The sequence below is a fragment of the Streptomyces sp. NRRL B-1347 genome (assembly GCF_000720325.1).
GTDB lineage: Bacteria > Actinomycetota > Actinomycetes > Streptomycetales > Streptomycetaceae > Streptomyces.
In genome coordinates this window covers 1-17,924 of record NZ_JOJM01000097.1, presented here as the reverse complement: position 1 = coordinate 17,924, position 17,924 = coordinate 1, and the positions used below count along the sequence as shown (strand labels likewise).

At 70.2% G+C, this 17,924-nt stretch carries 19 protein-coding genes and 1 pseudogene; 10 read left to right on the top strand and 10 right to left on the bottom strand.

Annotation, left to right across the window (positions count from 1 at the left end; genetic code table 11):
- Window positions 1-701 (top strand): annotated as a pseudogene (locus IG74_RS0141205) (hypothetical protein); the annotation flags it as partial.
- A gap of 12 nt (window positions 702-713) precedes the next feature.
- Complete coding sequence (locus IG74_RS0141200) at window positions 714-1,283, top strand: GNAT family N-acetyltransferase (RefSeq protein ID WP_030688176.1); 570 nt, start codon at window positions 714-716, stop codon at window positions 1,281-1,283.
- Window positions 1,284-1,295: 12 nt separating this feature from the next.
- Here IG74_RS0141200 and IG74_RS0141195 read toward each other — a convergent pair whose 3' ends face one another.
- The 4 genes from IG74_RS0141195 to IG74_RS0141175 form a co-directional block, all read right to left on the bottom strand.
- Window positions 1,296-1,709: a hypothetical protein gene (locus IG74_RS0141195; protein ID WP_030688174.1), complete on the bottom strand. Its 414-nt coding sequence runs from the start codon at window positions 1,707-1,709 to the stop codon at window positions 1,296-1,298.
- Window positions 1,710-1,870: 161 nt separating this feature from the next.
- Window positions 1,871-2,347 carry a (2Fe-2S)-binding protein gene (locus IG74_RS0141190; protein WP_030688172.1) on the bottom strand — a complete coding sequence of 159 codons (477 nt, stop codon included), beginning with the start codon at window positions 2,345-2,347 and terminating at the stop codon, window positions 1,871-1,873.
- A 104-nt stretch (window positions 2,348-2,451) separates the two neighbouring features.
- Window positions 2,452-4,779 (bottom strand): molybdopterin cofactor-binding domain-containing protein, encoded by a 2,328-nt coding sequence (locus IG74_RS0141185; protein ID WP_078869516.1) that lies wholly within the window; start codon window positions 4,777-4,779, stop codon window positions 2,452-2,454.
- 227 nt (window positions 4,780-5,006) lie between these two features.
- Entirely contained in the window at window positions 5,007-6,356 is a 1,350-nt protein-coding gene (locus IG74_RS0141175) for a tetratricopeptide repeat protein (RefSeq protein ID WP_030688164.1), read from the bottom strand.
- A 252-nt stretch (window positions 6,357-6,608) separates the two neighbouring features.
- Between IG74_RS0141175 and IG74_RS0141170 the strand changes: the two genes are divergently transcribed.
- Complete coding sequence (locus IG74_RS0141170) at window positions 6,609-6,944, top strand: YkvA family protein (RefSeq protein WP_051856498.1); 336 nt, start codon at window positions 6,609-6,611, stop codon at window positions 6,942-6,944.
- 88 nt (window positions 6,945-7,032) lie between these two features.
- On the opposite strand, the gene IG74_RS0141165 is transcribed toward IG74_RS0141170, so the two are convergent.
- Window positions 7,033-7,767 carry a S1 family peptidase gene (locus IG74_RS0141165; RefSeq protein ID WP_030688160.1) on the bottom strand — a complete coding sequence of 245 codons (735 nt, stop codon included), beginning with the start codon at window positions 7,765-7,767 and terminating at the stop codon, window positions 7,033-7,035.
- A 228-nt stretch (window positions 7,768-7,995) separates the two neighbouring features.
- Between IG74_RS0141165 and IG74_RS0141160 the strand changes: the two genes are divergently transcribed.
- The 3 genes from IG74_RS0141160 to IG74_RS0141150 all read left to right on the top strand — a co-directional run bounded on the left by IG74_RS0141160 (window position 7,996) and on the right by IG74_RS0141150 (window position 10,592).
- Window positions 7,996-8,412, top strand: coding sequence for an SRPBCC family protein (locus tag IG74_RS0141160; protein WP_030688157.1), 417 nt, complete (start codon window positions 7,996-7,998; stop codon window positions 8,410-8,412).
- A gap of 541 nt (window positions 8,413-8,953) precedes the next feature.
- Window positions 8,954-10,273 carry an amidohydrolase/deacetylase family metallohydrolase gene (locus IG74_RS0141155; protein ID WP_030688155.1) on the top strand — a complete coding sequence of 440 codons (1,320 nt, stop codon included), beginning with the start codon at window positions 8,954-8,956 and terminating at the stop codon, window positions 10,271-10,273.
- 82 nt (window positions 10,274-10,355) lie between these two features.
- The gene (locus tag IG74_RS0141150) at window positions 10,356-10,592 is read left to right on the top strand and encodes an NUDIX hydrolase (protein WP_078869514.1); all 237 of its coding nucleotides are present in this window, start codon (window positions 10,356-10,358) and stop codon (window positions 10,590-10,592) included.
- Window positions 10,593-10,669: 77 nt separating this feature from the next.
- Here the strand turns inward: IG74_RS0141150 and IG74_RS0141145 are convergent, their stop codons facing one another.
- Entirely contained in the window at window positions 10,670-10,903 is a 234-nt protein-coding gene (locus IG74_RS0141145) for a helix-turn-helix domain-containing protein (RefSeq protein WP_030688150.1), read from the bottom strand.
- Complete coding sequence (locus tag IG74_RS0141140) at window positions 10,903-11,487, bottom strand: DUF2975 domain-containing protein (RefSeq protein ID WP_030688148.1); 585 nt, start codon at window positions 11,485-11,487, stop codon at window positions 10,903-10,905. The genes IG74_RS0141145 and IG74_RS0141140 overlap by 1 nt, the downstream gene beginning before the upstream one ends.
- Window positions 11,488-11,725: 238 nt before the next feature.
- Here IG74_RS0141140 and IG74_RS0141135 point away from each other — a divergent pair, with 238 nt between their 5' ends.
- On the top strand, window positions 11,726-12,541 hold the full coding sequence (locus IG74_RS0141135) for an SDR family NAD(P)-dependent oxidoreductase (protein ID WP_030688145.1): 816 nt from the start codon (window positions 11,726-11,728) through the stop codon (window positions 12,539-12,541).
- Between the two features lie 157 nt (window positions 12,542-12,698).
- Here the strand turns inward: IG74_RS0141135 and IG74_RS0141130 are convergent, their stop codons facing one another.
- From IG74_RS0141130 to IG74_RS51555, 3 genes are all read right to left on the bottom strand, one after another.
- Window positions 12,699-12,905: a hypothetical protein gene (locus IG74_RS0141130; RefSeq protein ID WP_030688143.1), complete on the bottom strand. Its 207-nt coding sequence runs from the start codon at window positions 12,903-12,905 to the stop codon at window positions 12,699-12,701.
- A 133-nt stretch (window positions 12,906-13,038) separates the two neighbouring features.
- The gene (gene tgmA / locus IG74_RS50250; RefSeq protein WP_051856496.1) at window positions 13,039-13,914 is read right to left on the bottom strand and encodes a putative ATP-grasp-modified RiPP; all 876 of its coding nucleotides are present in this window, start codon (window positions 13,912-13,914) and stop codon (window positions 13,039-13,041) included.
- 289 nt (window positions 13,915-14,203) lie between these two features.
- The gene (locus IG74_RS51555) at window positions 14,204-14,638 is read right to left on the bottom strand and encodes an ATP-binding protein (RefSeq protein ID WP_037827003.1); all 435 of its coding nucleotides are present in this window, start codon (window positions 14,636-14,638) and stop codon (window positions 14,204-14,206) included.
- A gap of 576 nt (window positions 14,639-15,214) precedes the next feature.
- Here IG74_RS51555 and IG74_RS0141115 point away from each other — a divergent pair.
- The 3 genes from IG74_RS0141115 (at window position 15,215) to IG74_RS50235 (ending at window position 17,631) form a co-directional block, all read left to right on the top strand.
- Entirely contained in the window at window positions 15,215-16,117 is a 903-nt protein-coding gene (locus IG74_RS0141115) for a hypothetical protein (protein ID WP_037827002.1), read from the top strand.
- A complete protein-coding gene (locus IG74_RS0141110) occupies window positions 16,114-16,653 on the top strand; it encodes a GNAT family N-acetyltransferase (protein WP_030688128.1) in 540 nt (179 codons plus the stop codon). Before IG74_RS0141115 ends, IG74_RS0141110 begins: the two co-directional genes overlap by 4 nt.
- Window positions 16,654-17,055: 402 nt before the next feature.
- Complete coding sequence (locus IG74_RS50235; RefSeq protein WP_078869511.1) at window positions 17,056-17,631, top strand: transcriptional regulator; 576 nt, start codon at window positions 17,056-17,058, stop codon at window positions 17,629-17,631.
- Window positions 17,632-17,924 lie beyond the last annotated feature (293 nt).

The following is a 17,924-nucleotide window of genomic DNA, read 5'->3' as shown; positions in this document are numbered from 1 at the left end:
TCCCCTGGACCGGCCCCACCACACTGACCCACCCCCTGCCACCCAGACCCGGCCACACCCCCGACGCCCGGCACCCGGACGCCCTGACGGGCTACTGCTCGGTGACCCACGCCCTGGCCTGCACCGGCCGCACCGGCCACTGGGGCCCGCCCCTGCACGCGGCCGTCCTGGGCGACACGGCAGCCGCCCAGGGAGCCGTCAGCGCCCTGCGCGCCCAGAACATCACCGCCATCACCCGCCTCACCACCCGCTTCCCCGAACCCGGCGACCCCCACACCGCCCAGCTGGAAACCGACGACACCGGCACCCTCCACGCGGTCACCACCACCGGCCACCGACCCCTGGCCGAACTGCTCGCCCGCCACGACCTCATCGTCAACTGCCTGCCCCCGCACACCGGCCCACCGCTCACGCTCCTGAGCCCCGCACAGACGGCCGCCCTCACCCCCGGCACCCTCATCGTGGACGTCTCCCGCACCCCCCACGCCGGCTTCCCCTGGACCGGCCCCACCACACTGACCCACCCCCTGCGCCAGGTGACCGACTCCGTCCAGTACTACGCCGTCCCCGACAGCCCCTCCTACCTGTTCAACTCCGCGACCTGGACCCTCAGCACCGCGCTCCTGCCCCACCTCGCCACCGTCGTGGCGGGCCGCGCCCGCTGGAGCGCCCCGCAGCACCACCGGCTGCCCCGGTTGTAGATACTGGACGCCATGCCACAAGCGATCTTGCGCAGCGAACGGGTCCACCTAATCCCGCTGTCCGACGAACACATCGACCACCAGGTCGAGCTGGACGCCGACCCCGAGGTGATGCGCTACCTCGGCGGCGTCCGCACCCGGGAACAGGTGGTGGACACCGCACACCGCGCCGCCCTCACCGACGCCCGGCGCGCCGAGGGCCTGGGGTACTGGGCCGGGTTCGTCGACGGGGACTTCGCCGGCTACTGGATCCTGCGGCCGCCGGGAGACACCGACGAGGAACCGCCTGAGGGACAGGCCGAACTCGGCTACCGGCTGCTGCGCCGCTACTGGCGCCAGGGGCTGGGCAGCGAGGCCTCGGCCGAACTGATCCGGCACGGCTTCGAAGACCTCGGCCTGGAGCGCATCTGCGCCATGACCTCGGCGGCCAACACCGCCTCCCGGGCGACCATGGCCGCCGTCGGCCTGCGCCACGTACGCGACTTCGACGCCGACGCCAGCTGGTTCCCGCCGGGCACCGACCTGAGCTCCGTCGAGTACGCGATCACCCGGCAGCAGTGGAGCCAGGACCGCGCGGCCTGACCGGCACCCCGGTCAGGCGCCGAGGGCATCGGAGATCTTGCGGGCCATGGCGGCAAGCACCGGACCGGGCTCGCCCCGGTGCGCCCGGGCGGCCGCCTCCACCGCGGTCATGACGGTGTGGCGGAAGGCGGCGGCCGCTGCCGGGTCCTGCTCCCGGAGCAGGTTCATCGTCGCCGCCAGCGCGGGCAGGACGTGGTCGGCGAGTGCGGCCGCGGAGGCGTGGTGCAGGCCGGTGATCCGCGTCTTCTCGGCGAGGACGTGCCCGACCTGCCCGGTGGCGGAGGCCAGCGCGACGCAGCCGTGGGTGGCGGCCTTGTGGGGCTGGCCTGCCACATCGGCGGCGGCCATCAGGGAGACGGCACCGTAGGCGGCGGCGCGCAGGGTGTTCTTGTCCTGGTCGGTGAGGGCGAGAAGGGTGACAGACATCAGGAGGTGCTCCTTGAGAGGCATTCGGACCGGCGGTGCGGCTGCCCCGCCCGGTGCTTGATGCCTCTACGGTCCCCAGCACGCCTGTCACCCGCCTGACACCCCTCTGACACGGCCCCTGACACCACGGCGGGCATCCAGAAGCCGGGGGAGGGGCGCTCTCACATCCGTTCGGCGCCCGCCCGGATCGCCTCGCGGATGCGGAAGTACGTACCGCAGCGGCAGATGTTGCGGATGCCGTCCAGATCGGCCTCCGTGATCTTGCGGCCCTCCTGTGCGACGCGGCGCACCAGCGCCACCGCCGCCATGATCTGGCCGGGCTGGCAGTAGCCGCACTGGACCACGTCCTGCTCCAGCCACGCCTGCTGCATCGGGTGCAGCTCGGCGTCCACGGTGTCGGCCAGGCCCTCGATGGTGGTGACCTCGTCGGTGGGCTCCAGGTCCTTGACCGGGATGGCGCAGGGGTTGGCCGCCTTGCCGTTGAGGTGACTGGTGCAGGCCTTGCAGACGTTGATGCCGCAGCCGTACTTCGGGCCGGTCACGCCCAGGATGTCACGCAGCACCCACAGCAGCCTCTCGTCGTCGGCGGCCTCGACCGTGACCTGCTCGCCGTTCAGACGAAACGTGTGCTCAGGCACAGGATCTCCTTGATTCGGCGCCCCGGGCGGGCCTGCGGTATCCACAGGCCCGCCGGATGCGGCACAGATGCGACACGGATGCGATGTGGATGCGGCGGGGCGGCTCAGCGGACATGGTCCAGGCCGTCGGTGGGCGATGCGGGAACGGGCGGCACGGTCGGCTTCGGCACGAAGGACAGCGTGCCGTGGTTGACCGGGAAACGGGTGGGCATGCTGCCCGTCGCCCGCCCGTAGGCGCACGCCACCGCGGCCATCGACGCGGCGACGGCCAGTTCCCCGGCCCCGCCGGGCTTGCCGGTGGTGGGCGGCATGACGACGACCTTCAGCTCGGGCGGGGTGTTCCACTGGCGGGTGTAGAAGTAGTTGTCCCAGCTGGCCTCGAGGAAGTGCCCCTCGCGCAGGTGCAGGCTGGAGGTCAGGGTCTGGGCGATCCCGTCCATGACACCGCCCATCATCTGCGCCTCCAGGCCCCGCGGGTTGACGGCGAGGCCGACGTCCACGGCGACGACGGCCTTGGTGACCCGGGGCCCGGCCACCCCGTCACGGATGGGCCGGTCGACCGTTTCGGGACGGCAGTCGATCTCGACGAGGACGGCGGTGACCGCGTGGTACTCGGTGTGCAGGGCGATGCCCTGCGCCGTCCCGGCCGGCATCGGGCGCCCCCAGTCCCCGGCCTCGGCCGCCTTCTCCAGCACCGCCCGGGTGCGGCGGTCGCCGATGACGCCGCGCCGGAAACCGAAGGGGTCCTGGTCCATCCGCGCGGCGAGCTGGTCGACGATCAGCTCCCGCGCGCACACGACATCGGGGGAGTAGACACCGCGCATGCTGCCGGTGTTGAACCGCTTGTCGGTCTCGCTCAGCAGCCGGCTGTGCACGCCGAAGTCGTAGGGCATCGACTGCGACAGGTGGAAGAACGTCTGGGAGAAGGCGGCGTCGCCCACCGGCAGCTTCGCGGCCAGGGCGGTGAAGACCTCCCCCAGCCCGTGGCCGAGGTCGGTGGCGACGCTGGTGTGCCGCTGCTTGAAGCTGAGCACCGAGCCCCCGGCGTAGGCGGCGCGCACCCGGGAGGTGGCCATGGGGTGGGCCCGCCCCTGGCGTGCGTCGTCGGCCCGGTGCCACATGAGCTTGACCGGCTTGCCGAACTCCCGGGAGATCTCGGCGGCTTCCAGCGCGGCGTCGAAGAACAGCTTGCGCCCGAACGAACCGCCCCCCTCGGTGACGTGCACCGTCACCGCGCCGGGGGCGAGCCCCAGGCGTGCCGCGATGGCCTGCTTGGCGACGATCGGCGCCTTGAGGGCCGACCAGATCTCCGCCCGGTCCGCCCGCACGTCGGCGATCGCGCAGTTGGGCTCCAGCGCGCTGTTGCCACGGAAGTGGAAGGTGAAGCGGGCCTCCACCGACTTCGTGAGCGGGGGCAGCCCCATCGGCAGCTCCGCGGCCCGCAGCTCCTGGAGGACCGACTCGTCCGACGCGCCGTCCGCGCTGCCCGGCTTCCACTGCACCCGCAGCGCGCGGACGGCCTCGATGCACTGGCCGAAGGTCTGCGCGCGCACCGCCACGCCGGTGGAGACCACCCCGACGTCGGTGACGCCCGCCATGGCCCGGACCTCGTCGAGGTTGGCCACCGAACCGGCCCGGCCGTTGATGGTCGGCGCCCGGCACACCATGGTCGGCCTGGCCCCGGCGACGTCGAGGTCCATCGCGAACTTCTTGCGCCCCGTCACCGCGGCGAGCGCGTCGATGCGGTTGTGGGGCCGGCCGATGACCGTGAACTGCTCGCGTTCCTTGAGGTCCACCCACTGCCGGCGCACCGTGTGGCTCGCCGCCTTCTTCGCCAGCTCCCCGATCCCGACGCTCGTGCCCGCGGGGCCGGTGACGGCGCCCGCCGTGAGCGTCAGCTCAAAGGCCTTCGAGCCGAGCTCGGCGGCCGCGGCCCGCAGCAGCCGCTCCCGCGCCACGGCGGCGGCGACCCGGATGGGGGTGTAGGTCGAGATGGTGGTGTTGGAGGCGCCGGTGAGCTGGTTGAACACCAGCTCCGGCCGCGCGTCGGCCAGCGTGATGCGTACCTGTTCCAGGGCCACCCCCAGCTCCTCGGCGATCAGCATCGCCGTCGATGTCGTGATGCCCTGCCCCACCTCGGCCCGCGGCAGCGCGAACGACACCGTGCCGTCCTCGTGCACCTCAACCGTGATCAGGTGCGAGGTCGGCAGGGCCGCGGTCGTCATCAGGTCGTTCAGATCCACCAGTTCGCTGATCTCCGCCCCGGCCGGCGGCGCCGTCCCCAGCTCGGCGGCGGCCACCAGCGTGGGGGCGGCCAGCACATAGCCGAGGAACCGGCGCCGCCCCACCCCGGCGGGCCCGTCGGCCCCCGGCCCGGCCGAACCCTCAACTCCCGGCCGCGCGCTGGCCGTTGTCCTGCGGCGTAAACTCATCCAGCATCCCATTTCTCGGCACATCGCACGCAGCGGCCCGCCCCTGCCCGGCCGGGCGCCCCGTGCCGATGCCCATGCCCCTCGGAAAGATCAAGACGAACCCTACGTCGCCGACCCGGTCACCGAGCGTGCACCCGAAAAACACCGGGAACAAGAGCCACGACAGCCTCCGTTACCGGCCACCACACCGCCCGCACACCGGACACCACTCACTCACCACTACACATTCACCCCTGGCTGTCCTTCGCCATCAGACGCGCCCACGCCTGCTGGTTGTACGGGCAGCGCGAGCGCAGATGGATGCGCTCGCTCAGCAGCGTGCGGCCCAGGTCATGACGGCCCGCGTGCAGAGCGGCCTCGACGAGGGTCTTCTGCAGGGCGTCCCGCTGGGCGTGACTGCCGCCGAACTCCTGCAGCCGCCGGCGCACCGGAAGCAGCAGATCCACCACCTCGCCGTAGCGCCGCCGCCCGTACGCCACCAGCGCCCGGCACACCGGAAGACCGATCTCGGCGGTCATCGCCACGTTCGACAGCCCCGCCCCGGCATCACGCAGCCACCCCTGCCGCGCGCCGATGAGCCGCTCGGCATCCCCGAGACGGCCGGCACCGACGTAGGCCATGACGGCATGGACGTCATTGAAGGCGTAATGAGGCCCGTCGTCCCGCCGCGCCCACGCCTGGGCCAGCACCGGCCACCGGCCGCCGGTGTCGGCGCCCGCGAGATACAGGCGCCACAGCAGCGCGGCGGCGTCCAGCAGCTCCATCGCCGCCCCGGCCGAACCGTCGTGGTGCAGGGCCGCGTCATAGACCGCCAGGACCTCATCGACGCGCCCCGTCTCCAGCAGGTACAGGGCGTAGTGCCACCAGTTGTGCACGTTCAGATAGTTGCCGGCCGACCACGCCTGCCGCCGGGCGTCGAGGTAGCCGATGCCGTCCTCGTGCCGCCCCTGCATCTCATAGGCGTGCACGACGGCGTGGATGCCCCACACGTCACGGGCGTTGCGCTCGACGGCCTCCAGGCCCACCTGCTCGGCAAGCCCGTAGTGCCCGGCCTCCTCCAGGCCGAACGCGTACATGCCCTGCAGCAGCCCGTAGTGCGGGTCGTCCCGGTCCCAGGCGGCCAGCGCCCCGCCGATGCGGTCCCGCAACAGCACGGCATCCCCCGTGAAGAAGTCGATCTGATGGCCCACCGCCAGCGCGAGCGCGTCCCGGGGATACGCCACCACGAGCTCGCCGAGCACCCGCCCGGCCCGGTGCATGTCACCACCCAGCCAGGACGAAGCAGCCTCCACATGCATGCGCTCACGCACCGTCAGCCCCTCCACCGGGACCTGCCGGCGGAATACCCCGAACGCCGCGGCCGCCTCGGCCGCGTCCTTCTCCTCCGTCCCCAGCAGCCCGAGATAGGCCTGGAAGACGTGGCCCATGACCGAGCGCGGCGAGGCCTCCAGTACGGCCCCGACCTCCCCGACCACCTCCTCACGGAAGAAGAGAAGCTCCTCAAGGGCCCGCTCGTAATGCCGCACCGCCACCGCACCGGTGCCCTTCATCTCCTGGCCATGCCGATCCGTGACCACCCAGCCCACCTCCCGGAATCCCACCACAGCACCGCGAGAACCCTGCCCCCTCCCCACCGGGCGGACACCACAGCCACGCCGGGCTTCTCCCCAACGGCCGCAAGCGAGCGGGGGCGGACGGCGCACAGCACCGCCGCTCACGGGGTACGCGAGAAAGGGGACGGCCGTGCCGGGGCGCGCATCCCCGGCGTCCCGCCAGGCCCGTGGGACGCTGCCGGGACCAGCGGCGCCGGCCCAGAAGGAGGGGAACGGATGAACAGTGACCACCACTGGCCAGCGGCACTGCTCATCACCGCGGCGGTGCTGCTCGTGGCGGCCGCAGGAGCCGCACTCGTGCTGTTCCTGCGGCTCCTGCGCGCCCGGCGCCGGCTGCGCGACGCGGGAATCCCCCTGCAGAACAAACTGGCCTTCTACGGCGCCCTCATCTACACGATCTCCCCGGTGGACCTGCTCCCCGACCCCGTCTACCTGGACGACATCGGCGTCCTGCTGCTGGCCCTGCGCACCCTGAACACGGCGGCGCACCGCACCGGCCTGCCCGGCCGGCACCCCGCGCCGGACACAACGCAGCCGCGCCCCGGAACATGACGGGGGAGGGCCGGCCGGGGCCGAAAGGGCGCCCGCCAAGTCCTTCACCATCACGTTCCGGGGCGCGGCGCGGCCTGCCCCGCAGCGGCTATCGCCGGATGACCGAGCGGATCCAGGAGAGCTGCTGGGACACCTCTCCGGCCTCGGCGCCCTTCTCCCGGTCGGAGCCGTTGAAGACGCCGATGAGCTTCTCGGTGCCCCGCGGGCCGACGGTCATCACCGGGCCTCCGGAGTCACCCCCGGCGGGAATCCCCGACACCTTCTTCATGCAGAAGTCGGGCCCGCCCGGGGCGGTGAGGCCCGCGCACCTAGGGTCGTTGGGCCGTACGACCTTCAGGTCCGACTGCTTGAGGACGGGCGACTGGCAGGCGCTCTCGTCCGTGGTGCAGGTGGCACCCCACCCGTACTGGCGCACGGCCTGGCCGCGGTGGACACCGACCGTGGACAGGCGTGCCGTGCGGACGTTCATCGGCGCGACCTTGATGAGCATCATGTCGGCGTGCGCGCTGCCCACACGCTTGCGGGGTATGGGGCGGACCGTCTTGCCCTTGCGCATGTCGAGGTTGCCCACCCGGAAGGAGATCCGCTTGTCGGCGACCGGCCGCGCCTGCTCGTAGAAGCAGTGCGAGGCGGTGAGGATCCACTGGCGCGAGACCGCCGTCCCCGTGCACGCCGGTTTGCCGTCGACGAGCATGCGTACCGCCCACGGCCCGTAGGTGCTCTTCGACCCGCCGATGACGGCGAAGGCCGGCGGGGACGACAGCACCGAGCCCGCGACCAGCGCCAAGGCGGTCAGCAGCAGCACACGAAAACGACGGACCATGCAGAACAACTCCTCTTCAGGGGTACAGCCGTACAGACAGGGAGAGGCCCTGCCGAGCAATATCGTTCCGCACAAGACCCACGACATCAGAACATCAGCAGGGCAGCCCCCGGCCCCCGGCCCCCACCCCGGCCCCAGCCGGGGAGACGGCCGACGGGACCGGCCGGGACATCAAAAGCCCCAGAAAGCCCAGCAGGCGACATAACGCGGAAAAGACCGCACCACTGAATGAATAGGAAAAATAGGTTCCTGCTGCGGCCGTGGCGCAGGCGCCGCTGGGGACCGGGCCAGCGCAAGGAGCGCTTCGTCGGCTGGGACGAGCCGCACCCGTGGTCGTTCACCGCTGCCGGCCTCCGGCCCGAGGTCTTCTCGAAGTTCGTCGAACGCGTGCGGATCGAGCCCGTCGACGACACGCGCTGCCGCATCGTCTACCGGTGCGGCCTCGGCTTCGCCCCGCTCTTCCGCCCCTTCGCACCCCTGGCCATGAGAGGGCTCAGCCGCGCCGCCGTCCCGACCCTGGAAGGCCTGAGCGAACAGGCCGTCAAGCGGATGGGGCAAACCCTGGCCTCCGCCTCGCCCTGGCAGGGGCCCGGGTCTCCCGGCGCGGCGGTGCGGGCGGGCAGGCTGCACGCGCCCTTGGCCTGACCGAAGGGACCCCGACGGGCCAGTCGGCCGAAGGGCCGGTCGTGAGTCCGTTGCACATGCTGCACCAAACGGCTGACGACGCGTCAAGATCTGTTTCCGGCCTGTCCTGGCGAGGCGCAGGCGTGCGCAGCGCGCGGGAGCGAGCGCGGAGCCGCGGCGCGCGCCCGCCCGATGGCGCAGACCGTGGAGCCGCCCGCCCGCTGCCGCCCGTCGCGGACCCCTTCGCCCCCGCTCCAGGCCCACGTCCCGGAGGCTGACCAGCGAGGAAGCAAGGGCAGCCCGCAGCAGGAAACGAGCGGCGCCCGGCCCGGGCCGCCGGGCCCGCGCCTCCCGCACCCGCCCCGCGCCAAGGCCGCGACCGCCGAACACGCCGACCGCGCGGAACAGTCAACTCCCGCCCCTGGCGCGGCTCTTGGCGTGGCCTGAAATGAGCGCCCTGCCGCCCGGCGCGGGAAATGCGTGGCCGCCTCATTGATTGAAAGGCGCCCCATCGGGCACAGTTGTCTAGACCACATCGCCGTCATCTGAGATGGGAACCCGCATGCCCACAAGAGACCGGCTCCACAAAATCCTGCTGCCCGCAGGGATCGCCCTCCTCATCGGCGCCACGGTCGGCGCCACCCCCTCCGCCGGCGTGTCGGCCGGAACGAAGACCAGCGCCGCGGAGGCGTACGACCTCGTCATCCGCCGCGGCCACGTCATCGACCCCAAGAACAACATCGATGCCGTACGCGACGTCGCCGTCAAGGACGGAAAGATCGCCAAGGTGGCGGAGAACATAGACACCTCGGCCACCAAGCAGACCGTCGACGCGGACGGCAACTTCGTCACACCGGGCCTGATCGACCTGCACGCCCACCTCTTCAACGGGCCCGAGGACGCGTACGCGAACGGCAAGAACGGCGTCGCCCCCGACGGCTTCACCTTCCGCTCCGGCGTCACCACCGCCGTGGACGCGGGATCCGCCGGCGCCGCCAACTTCGACCTGTTCAAGAAGAACACCATCGACCGGTCCAAGACCCGCGTGCTCGCCTTCCTCAACATCGTCGGCAAGGGCATGGCGGGCAACCCCGCCGAACAGGACCTCAGCGACATGAAGCCGGGCCCGGCCGCCGAGAAGGCCCGCCAGTACCCGGACACGATCGTCGGCATCAAGACAGCGCACTACGAGGGACCGGAATGGACACCGGTCGACAACTCCATCCAGGCCGGAAAGGACGCAAACGTCCCGGTACTGGTCGACTTCGGCGAGCCCCGCCCCGAACGCCCCCTGAAGACGCTGCTCACCGAGAAGCTGCGCCCCGGCGACATCTACTCGCACGCCTACTCCGGAAACCGCGGCGAGCTGGGCGAAGACGGCAAGCTCAACCCGGCCATGCAGCAGGGACGCGACCGCGGCGTCCTCTACGACGTCGGCCACGGCGGCGGCAGCTTCGGCTGGAGGGTCGCGGTCCCGGCGCTGAAGGCGGGCTTCACCCCCGACGCCATCTCCACCGACCTGCACATCACCAGCATGAACTCGGGCATGAAGGACCAGACCAACGTCATGTCCAAGTTCCTCGCCCTCAACATGCCGCTGAAGGACGTCATCGACGCCTCGACGTGGAAGCCGGCGAAGGCGATCAAGCGCACCGACCTGGGCAACCTCTCGGTGGGCGCGCCCGCCGACATCGCGGTCCTCGCCCGCCAGCAGGGCACGTTCGGGTACGTGGACAGCTTCGGCTTCCGCGTGGACGGCACCCAGAAGCTGACCGCCGAGCTCACCGTCCGCGCCGGTCAGGTGGTCTGGGACCTCAACGGCAAGACGGCCAAGAAGTGGACGCCGACCGCCAAGCCGGCGGACGGACCGACCGGACACTGAGCCCTCCCGCACCACACCGCCCGCCGCCGGACGCCGCCCCGACGGGGCGTCCGGCGGCGGACGGGCGCCCGGACGCAGGGGAGTGAGTTTGAGGCTGGCGGCATACGCCGTGTGCATCGAGGACGGACGGGTACTGCTCGCCCGCCACATCTCCGCGCAAGGCGAGTCCACCTGGACGCTTCCGGGCGGACGGGTGGAACACGCGGAGGACCCCCTCGACACGGTGATCCGGGTCGACGTCGGCCTGGCCCTGGCACGGACCGCCCCGCCGACCGGCCACACCGCTCCCGTCCCCACCGGCGGCCTGATCCAGCACTGACCGGCCGGGCCGCACACACACCATCCCGCGGACCGCGCCGGCCGGGTCCGTGCCGCTCTGGGCGGGGGCGCGGGAGTTCAGTCCGGAGCGTCAGGATGATGGGTGATCAGATCCCCCGGCTGGCAGCGCAGGACGTCGCAGATCTTCGACAGGGTGGAGAAGCGGACCGCCTTGGCGCGGCCGTTCTTGAGGATGGACAGGTTCACCACGGTGATCCCCACCCGCGCGGAGAGTTCGGTGAGGGTCATGCCGCGCTCGGCCAGCACCCGGTCCAGGTGGATGCGGATGGAGTGGAGTTCCTCGTCGGCCATCACACCGTCCCTTCGAGGTCCTCCCGCATGCCCACGCCCTGGCGCATGATCTTACCCAGGATCAGGGCGGCCAGACCCGGCACGACCAGCTCCAGCGGCCCGTCCATCCGCAGGTTGGATCCCGCGACCGGTGCCATGCTCTCCACCAGCCAGGCATGCGACCACCCGGTGGCCAGGGAGGTCAGCGGCGCGCCCAGGGTCACCACCCAGCCCAGCCGCGTCAGGTACTGGGCCGCGGGGTTCGTGAACGGCCCGTTCTCGACGATCGCCTTCAGCAGCAGGGCGAACACCACCAGCGCCACCACCGCGAACAGCCCCCAGGCCAGCTCGTCCCCCACGCTCGCCGCCCGCTGCGCGAACGAGGGACCGTGCTGGCACAGCCGCGCCTGGCTACTGGACGCCTCCACCCCCGCCTCCACCGGCAGGCCGCCCTCCAGCTTGGCGTTGGCCCAGAATCCGGTCTTCGCGCACACCGTCCCGTCGTCGAACAGGCGCAGGGTGCTCTGGGCCGCGAAGGCCAGCCCGAGCACCACGGCCAACAGCATGGATACCAAGCCCACGGTCCGGGTCAGACGAGTGTTCACAATCAACCTTCTCTATCGACTTTCGATATGCTCCACCCTAGGTGAACATATCGAAAAACGACAAGCCCGGGAGAGCGGGCCCCACAGCCCAGACGACCACCCTCCCGCAACACATTGCCGACCAATGGGAACGAACCATCCGGAACAGGCCCGCCGGACCCGCCCGGCCCGCCGGCGCCGGCCCTTCGTATGCTCGGCGAGCAGGGAGCAGGAAGCCGATCTTCGGAGGCGAACGACCATGTCGGAACAGCGTGTTGTCCTGGTCACGGGCGGAGGAACAGGAATCGGCGCCGCCACCGCCCGCCTGCTGCGCGCACACGGGCACCAGGTCGTGATCTCCGGGCGGCGGCCCGAGCCACTGCGCCAGGTGGCCAAGGAGACCGGAGCACTGGCCCACCCGTCCGACGCCGCCGACCCCCAGGCCGTGCGCGAGCTCGTCGACACGACGATGACCGCCTACGGAAGACTCGACGGCCTGGTCCTCAACGCCGGAACCGGGGGAGGAGGCGCGGTCGGCGACACCACCGTCGAGGACTGGGAAAAGCTGATGCGAACCAACCTCACCGGCCCCTTCCTCCTGCTGCGCGCCGCACTGCCACACCTGCTGGCCGCCCGCGGCGCAGTCGTCGCCGTCGCCTCCGTCGCAGCCCTCCGCAACAGCGCCGGCAACGCCGCCTACGCGACATCCAAAGCGGCCCTGCTCCACCTCTGCAGCTCCCTGGCCGTCGACTACGGCCCACAGGGGCTGCGGGCCAACACCGTGTGCCCGGGCTGGGTGCGCACCGAGATGGCCGACCAGCGGATGACCCGGTTCGCGGCAGAGGCAGGCCTGGCGGGCGGCGCCGAGGCAGCGTACGAGGAGGCGACCCGGCTGACGCCCGCCAGGCGGCCCGGTGAACCGCAGGAGGCCGCCGAGGCGATCGACTGGCTCCTGTCACCCGCCGCGTCCTACGTCAACGGCGCCGTCCTCACCATCGACGGCGGGCTGACCACGGTCGGCGTCGGCGGCGCCGCCTTCGACCACCGGATCGAGGCACGCACCCCACGCCCGTAACGATGACATGGAGCATGAGGCCCGGGCCGCGCTGCGGGTGTGGGACAGGCACGAGCCGCACGGGGACACGGCGAAAAACACGGCAGCGGCTTCGGGTGACTCGACGAAGAAGTGACGGCTGGGCGGGGGACAGGGCGGTGGGCACCCGCCCCGCAGGTCAGGCGGCGCGGGCGTAACGGTCGGCCTGGCGGGCGACGGTTCCGGTGCGCTGCGCGGCCAGGCGGGCCTCGACGGCCTCCCGGCCCAGCACCCGGCCCCACGTCCGCGGCTTGGCCGCCTTGCGCGCTTCCCGTACGAGACGGTGGTGAGCGGCCTGGGCGGCGAGCTCGGCGGCGCGGAACTGGTGGATCTCGTAGTCGAACATTTCCGTGTCCCCCTGGGATGTTGGTCTCTCGCCCTGTGCGATGACTCCACCTTCGCTTCCCAGCCAGGTCCGGGACATCGGGAAGGTTCCGCATCTTCCGCCGGGGCGGGGGCCTTAGACGTAAGGAGCTGCCTTAGCCCACCGACCAGACCCGCCCGCCAGCCCAGGGCAGCAACCGCACAGTGACGGACCTGGACCGAACTCCCAGGCCGGTCCAGTCCCGCAGCAGGCCCGGATCGACAGTGGTCGTACGGGTCTGGCCCGCGTGGCGGTAGTAGCTGCTGCGGGGCGGGGGCTGGTGCGGGCGGGCCAGCATGTACGAGATGGTCTCTCCGGTGAATCGGCCGACCGCGCTGCCGTCCTCGTTGACGGTCAGCCTGACCAGGCCGTGTGCTTGCATCCACCCGCCCAGAGTCACGGTGATGGTGCCCTCGGCGCGGGTCTGCCAGATCCACGCCCGGGGGATCGTACGTACCGCGCACGTGACGATCGTGTGGTCGTACTCGGCCTCGTCCTCATAGCCTTCCAGCCCGTCGCCGGTGATCAGTCTCGGGCTGTATCCGCAGGCATGAATGCGGTCTGCGGCGAGCGCGGGGTCGTACTCGATGGAGACGACACTCCTGCCCCCCAGCCGGTGGCACAGAAGAGCGGTCGAGTACCCGGTGCCCGTGCCGATCTCCAGCACCCTGTCCTGCGCGCGGACTCCCGCGGCCTGAAGCATCCGTACGACGAGGGAGGGCAAGGTGCTCGAAGAGGTCGGGGCACCGTACAGCGGCTCCTTGTCCTGATCGCTTCCCTGGTCTGCGCCTTGCCGGTCCCCGGTCGTCGTGGTCGTCTCCGTGCCGACATTGGTCTTGCGGTGCTTGCCCGTCACCACCGGCAACCCGCCCTCGCCGAGCCGCGCGGGAATCTGCGTCTCCGCATCAAGGACGAGCCGCACAGACGCCACTGGAACACCACGCGGGAACGGCTCCATCCTGCTCAGCCCCCACGGGAGGACATTCGCCATGGGATCCTCCTTCGGTCGCTCGGTCGCAGCATGGCCCGTCGTCACCATGCCCGGTAGATGGCCACCCCGTCGGCGCCGCTCACAGCTGTGGGCCCACTGACGACCCCATCCTCGCGGCGGCGGGCGCGCAATTGCGCTGGTGTGCGGCGGCGCCACAACTGACCCTGCCAGGGCGCCACCAGGGGGATCACCAAGGCGACGGCCGGGGGAATCCCAGCCCGGCGCTGGGCTAGCGGGCTCCGCCCGGGCGATCTCCTTGTCTGGAGGCGGACAGGAGTACATCCGCCGATCACTGATCCCCGGGCTTGGCGGACACGGCGAGTTCGGCCCACGTCCTCTTGCGGCTTGGGTGCCCTGACGGTCCCAGCAGGTCGTAGCCCCAGCGGTCAGCGAGCGCGTCGACCAGGGCCAGGCCGCGCCCGTCGGGCGAGTCGGAGCAGACAGTGCGCAGGACGGGGATGAGGTCCGGAGCGAAGTCGACGACCACGAGACGCAGCCGGTCATCCACTGGTATCTCCACGATGACCAACAGGTGCCGGGACCGCGTGTGCTTTACCGCGTTGGTCACCGGTTCCGAGACCACCAAGACGGCGCTCTCGGTCACATAGCCATCCAGCTCCCAGGCACTCGCGGCATGCCGGACAAGGTCTCGGCTTATGCCGACTGCCGCCGGTGTCCGCTCGAACGTCTCGCTGTACTCGGGTTTTGGTTGTACTGCTGTCATCGCGGCCTCATCGCTCGCGGTGTGTCGGGGGACGGTATGCCGCCGAACCCCTCGAAGGGCAGGGCTGCGGCGGTCGCACGCAACAGGTAACACCCGTTCCACAGGCCGGAGTTAGGGGATATGCAAGGCCACCGCAGTGCTCCCCCTAGGGGGTTTTGACTACTCATTTACCTGACTGTGTGTGCACGCAGGTCTACGGTGCGGTCATGGACACCACGCGCAACACCGCTCTTGAGGCGTGGATGACCGAGCACGGTCACAGCTCTAACACCCTGTCCCGAGCCCTCAATTCGGCCCTTGAACGCCTCACCGGAAAGTCGGGCAGCTTCGAGGGCCGCACAGTCCGGGACTGGCGATCTGGGCGTGTCCGGTGGCCCAATGCAGCCACGCGCCGGGCGTTAGAGGACGTCACCGGGCTGCCTGCCGTCGCCCTAGGGTTCTCACCGCGGGGCCGGACTCCGTCCGCCAGCTCCACTGCAGGAGGACCCCATGAAACGCCGCACCATCGTTACGGGCGGCCTCGCCACAGCCGCAGCGGCAGCCGCCCCCAGACCGGCATCACTCCGCCGAATCGGCATGGGCGACATCGAACGCTTACAGCACAAGTTCACCGACGTCATCGCCAGCGACCACCGCCACGGCGGGAAACTCGGCATCGAGCACCGGGCCGTCTCCCTCGCCGGCGAGGCCCTGAACCTCCAGAACTCCGGCAGTGCCACCCAGCGGGTACGCAGCAACCTGTATGCCTGTGCCGCCTCGTTCCGGTCCTCCGCGATGTGGGCCGCGATCGACGGCCGCCGCTACCACGAGGCCGTCGGGCACATGCGCGAGGCGCAGGCCCTCGCCGAGCTCTCCGGAGACCAGGCGATCAAATTCCGAATCTGGTCCCACGCGGGCAGCCTGTACCGGCACATGGGGCGCCCCGCCGATGCCTCCGCCGCGTACGACGTCGCCCGGAACCTGCACATCACGCGCCGCGACCCCATGTTCGCCTCGCTCGGCATGGCCCGGCAGATGGCCATTCAGGGCGTCGCACACGACCGCAGCGGCCTGCGCCGCGCACTCGACCAGGCACAGGACGCCATGAGCCGCGCCGACCCCGGCGCCTACCGCCCCGTGTGGCTGATCGCCTTCTACGACGAGGCGGAACTGCACTCCCTCGCGCTCTCGGCCTACCTGTCCATCGGCGACTATCCTGCCGCCGAGTACGCACACCACAGCCTGGGCGCCCTGCGACCGCACATGCACCGATCCCGGTCGATCACCACCAGCCGCCTTGCACACGCCCAACTCGCCCAGGGCGACGCCGACGCCGCCACGGCGACCGCGATGACGGTTCCGGCCGACACCGCTACCCAACACGCCCGTGTCTCCCGGATGCTGCAAGAGTTCGGGGCGGCGCTTCGTGCCATCGCACCGAACAGCTCCACCGCACACACCTGGACCGAGCACACCGCCGCATGGAGGGCCACAGCATGACCACGGCACCCACGATCGAACTCCGTACCTTCGCCCAACTCCACGCCGCCCGCGGCGACCTGCTCGACGTGTACGCCGAGGTGCGTGCCCCGCTGCTGCACCTGCCGAACTACGCCGTCACCGCATTCGGGGAGCGTCTGGACCGGCACGGCGCCGAGCCGGGATTCGTGGCCGTCCTCGCCTACTCAGACGGACATCCGGTCGGCTACGCCTACGGCAACCGCATCAAGCACGGTGACCGGTACTGGCAGCGCACCACCCCAGAACCGGCGGAGCAGTACACCAGTCGGCCAGCCGTAGCGTTGAAAGAGATCGGCGTACGGCCTGCATGGCGGGGCACCGGCACCGCGCTCCGTATCCATGACACCCTGCTCGCCGACCGCGACGAACCGTTCGTCACACTCATGGTCAATCCGGCTGCTGGTGACGGGAAAGTCCACCGTCTCTACCAGTCGTGGGGGTATCAGGACATCGGGCAGAGTCAGCCGTCAGCGGCCTCCCCGCTTCTCACGGTAATGATCCGCCCCACCCACTGACCGTCGCACCTCGTTATGGCAGCCAACCGTGCTTCGTGGAGTTCACTGGAGAAGGCCGGGCTGCGCCGGGTTGGGGTGGGAAGCCTGGAGCTGGACAAGCCGGTCGATACCTGGAATCACCTTGTGTACCGCGTTGACCGGCCGGTGATTGACGCACGTTCAGCTGGAGCCCCGCGAAGAGAATCGTGTGCCACTCGAATGAATGTATCCAGCCTGCAGGAGCTGAATTATGGCTCCAGTCGAGGTGTGTTTCATTTCCTTGTACGGTAACAGTTCTTGAGATACGGGAGCTTAGAGGAGAGACGAAGGGAGCAACTTGCCGCAGGGCATCGCGTTTTGAGGTATTCTTTTGCTTGGATACACGGGATGTAGTTCTTGAAATCCGGGAAAGGGAAAGCACGGATGCCGGAGAGGAATGACGAGTTCGGTAAGTATGGTGCTCGTGGTGTGAAGGGTCATGAGGCTGTTGCTCGTCAGCTCGATCAGCTCGCCGGTTTCATTGCTACTCCTATTACTGTGCGGCGTGGTCTGGTGGCGCGTCTGCATTATCTGACGCGTACTGAGCGGGCTCGTCAGGCTGCGCGTGAGGCGGGCCTCACGGTCACTGACCGTACGGTGAAGGCGTGGCTGGAGGGTAAGCGGAGTCCGTCGAAGCGGAACTTGGAGAGGGTCGAGGCTGCGTACCGGGCGGTGCGTCGCCGTAACGTGGCCCGGTATCTTCTGGTTCGTCTGAATCGGGATGGCCGGGGGACCCGGGTGGAGTTCCATCCGCTGAATCAGTCGCAGGTGGAGAGGCCGCGTCAGCGGGTGGTGGAGTTCCGTACGCTGAATGTCCGTCACTGGGACCGTATCGTTGAGGCCTGGTCCAGGGGTGATCGTGCTGTCCTTGATGAGGTGTGGGTCGATGATGCTGTGGTAGATCTTGGCTCGCAGTGGGGGCAGTTCGAGTATGTTTCGAATATTGGGTTTGCTGCTTAGCGTCATGGGATTTTGAGCTGGTTCTGCGAGGAGGGGCAAGTATTCCTGACGGAGTGTCAGGAATACTTCTGACACTCCGTCAATTGAACGAGGGAAAGCCGAAAACGGCGTCCCGCTGATCCTGCAGCCAGCCACAGTAATTCGCGGAGCGAATTACTGAACCGAATCGCGGAGCGATTCGGTTGCCGGGCAACGGAGTTGCCCGGCGCCGGCCCGGAGGGCCGGCAGAGCAGCGCGGAGCGCTGCTCTTTCCCGCCGCGTAGCGGCGGCGCGTCGCGTCTGCGGAGCAGACC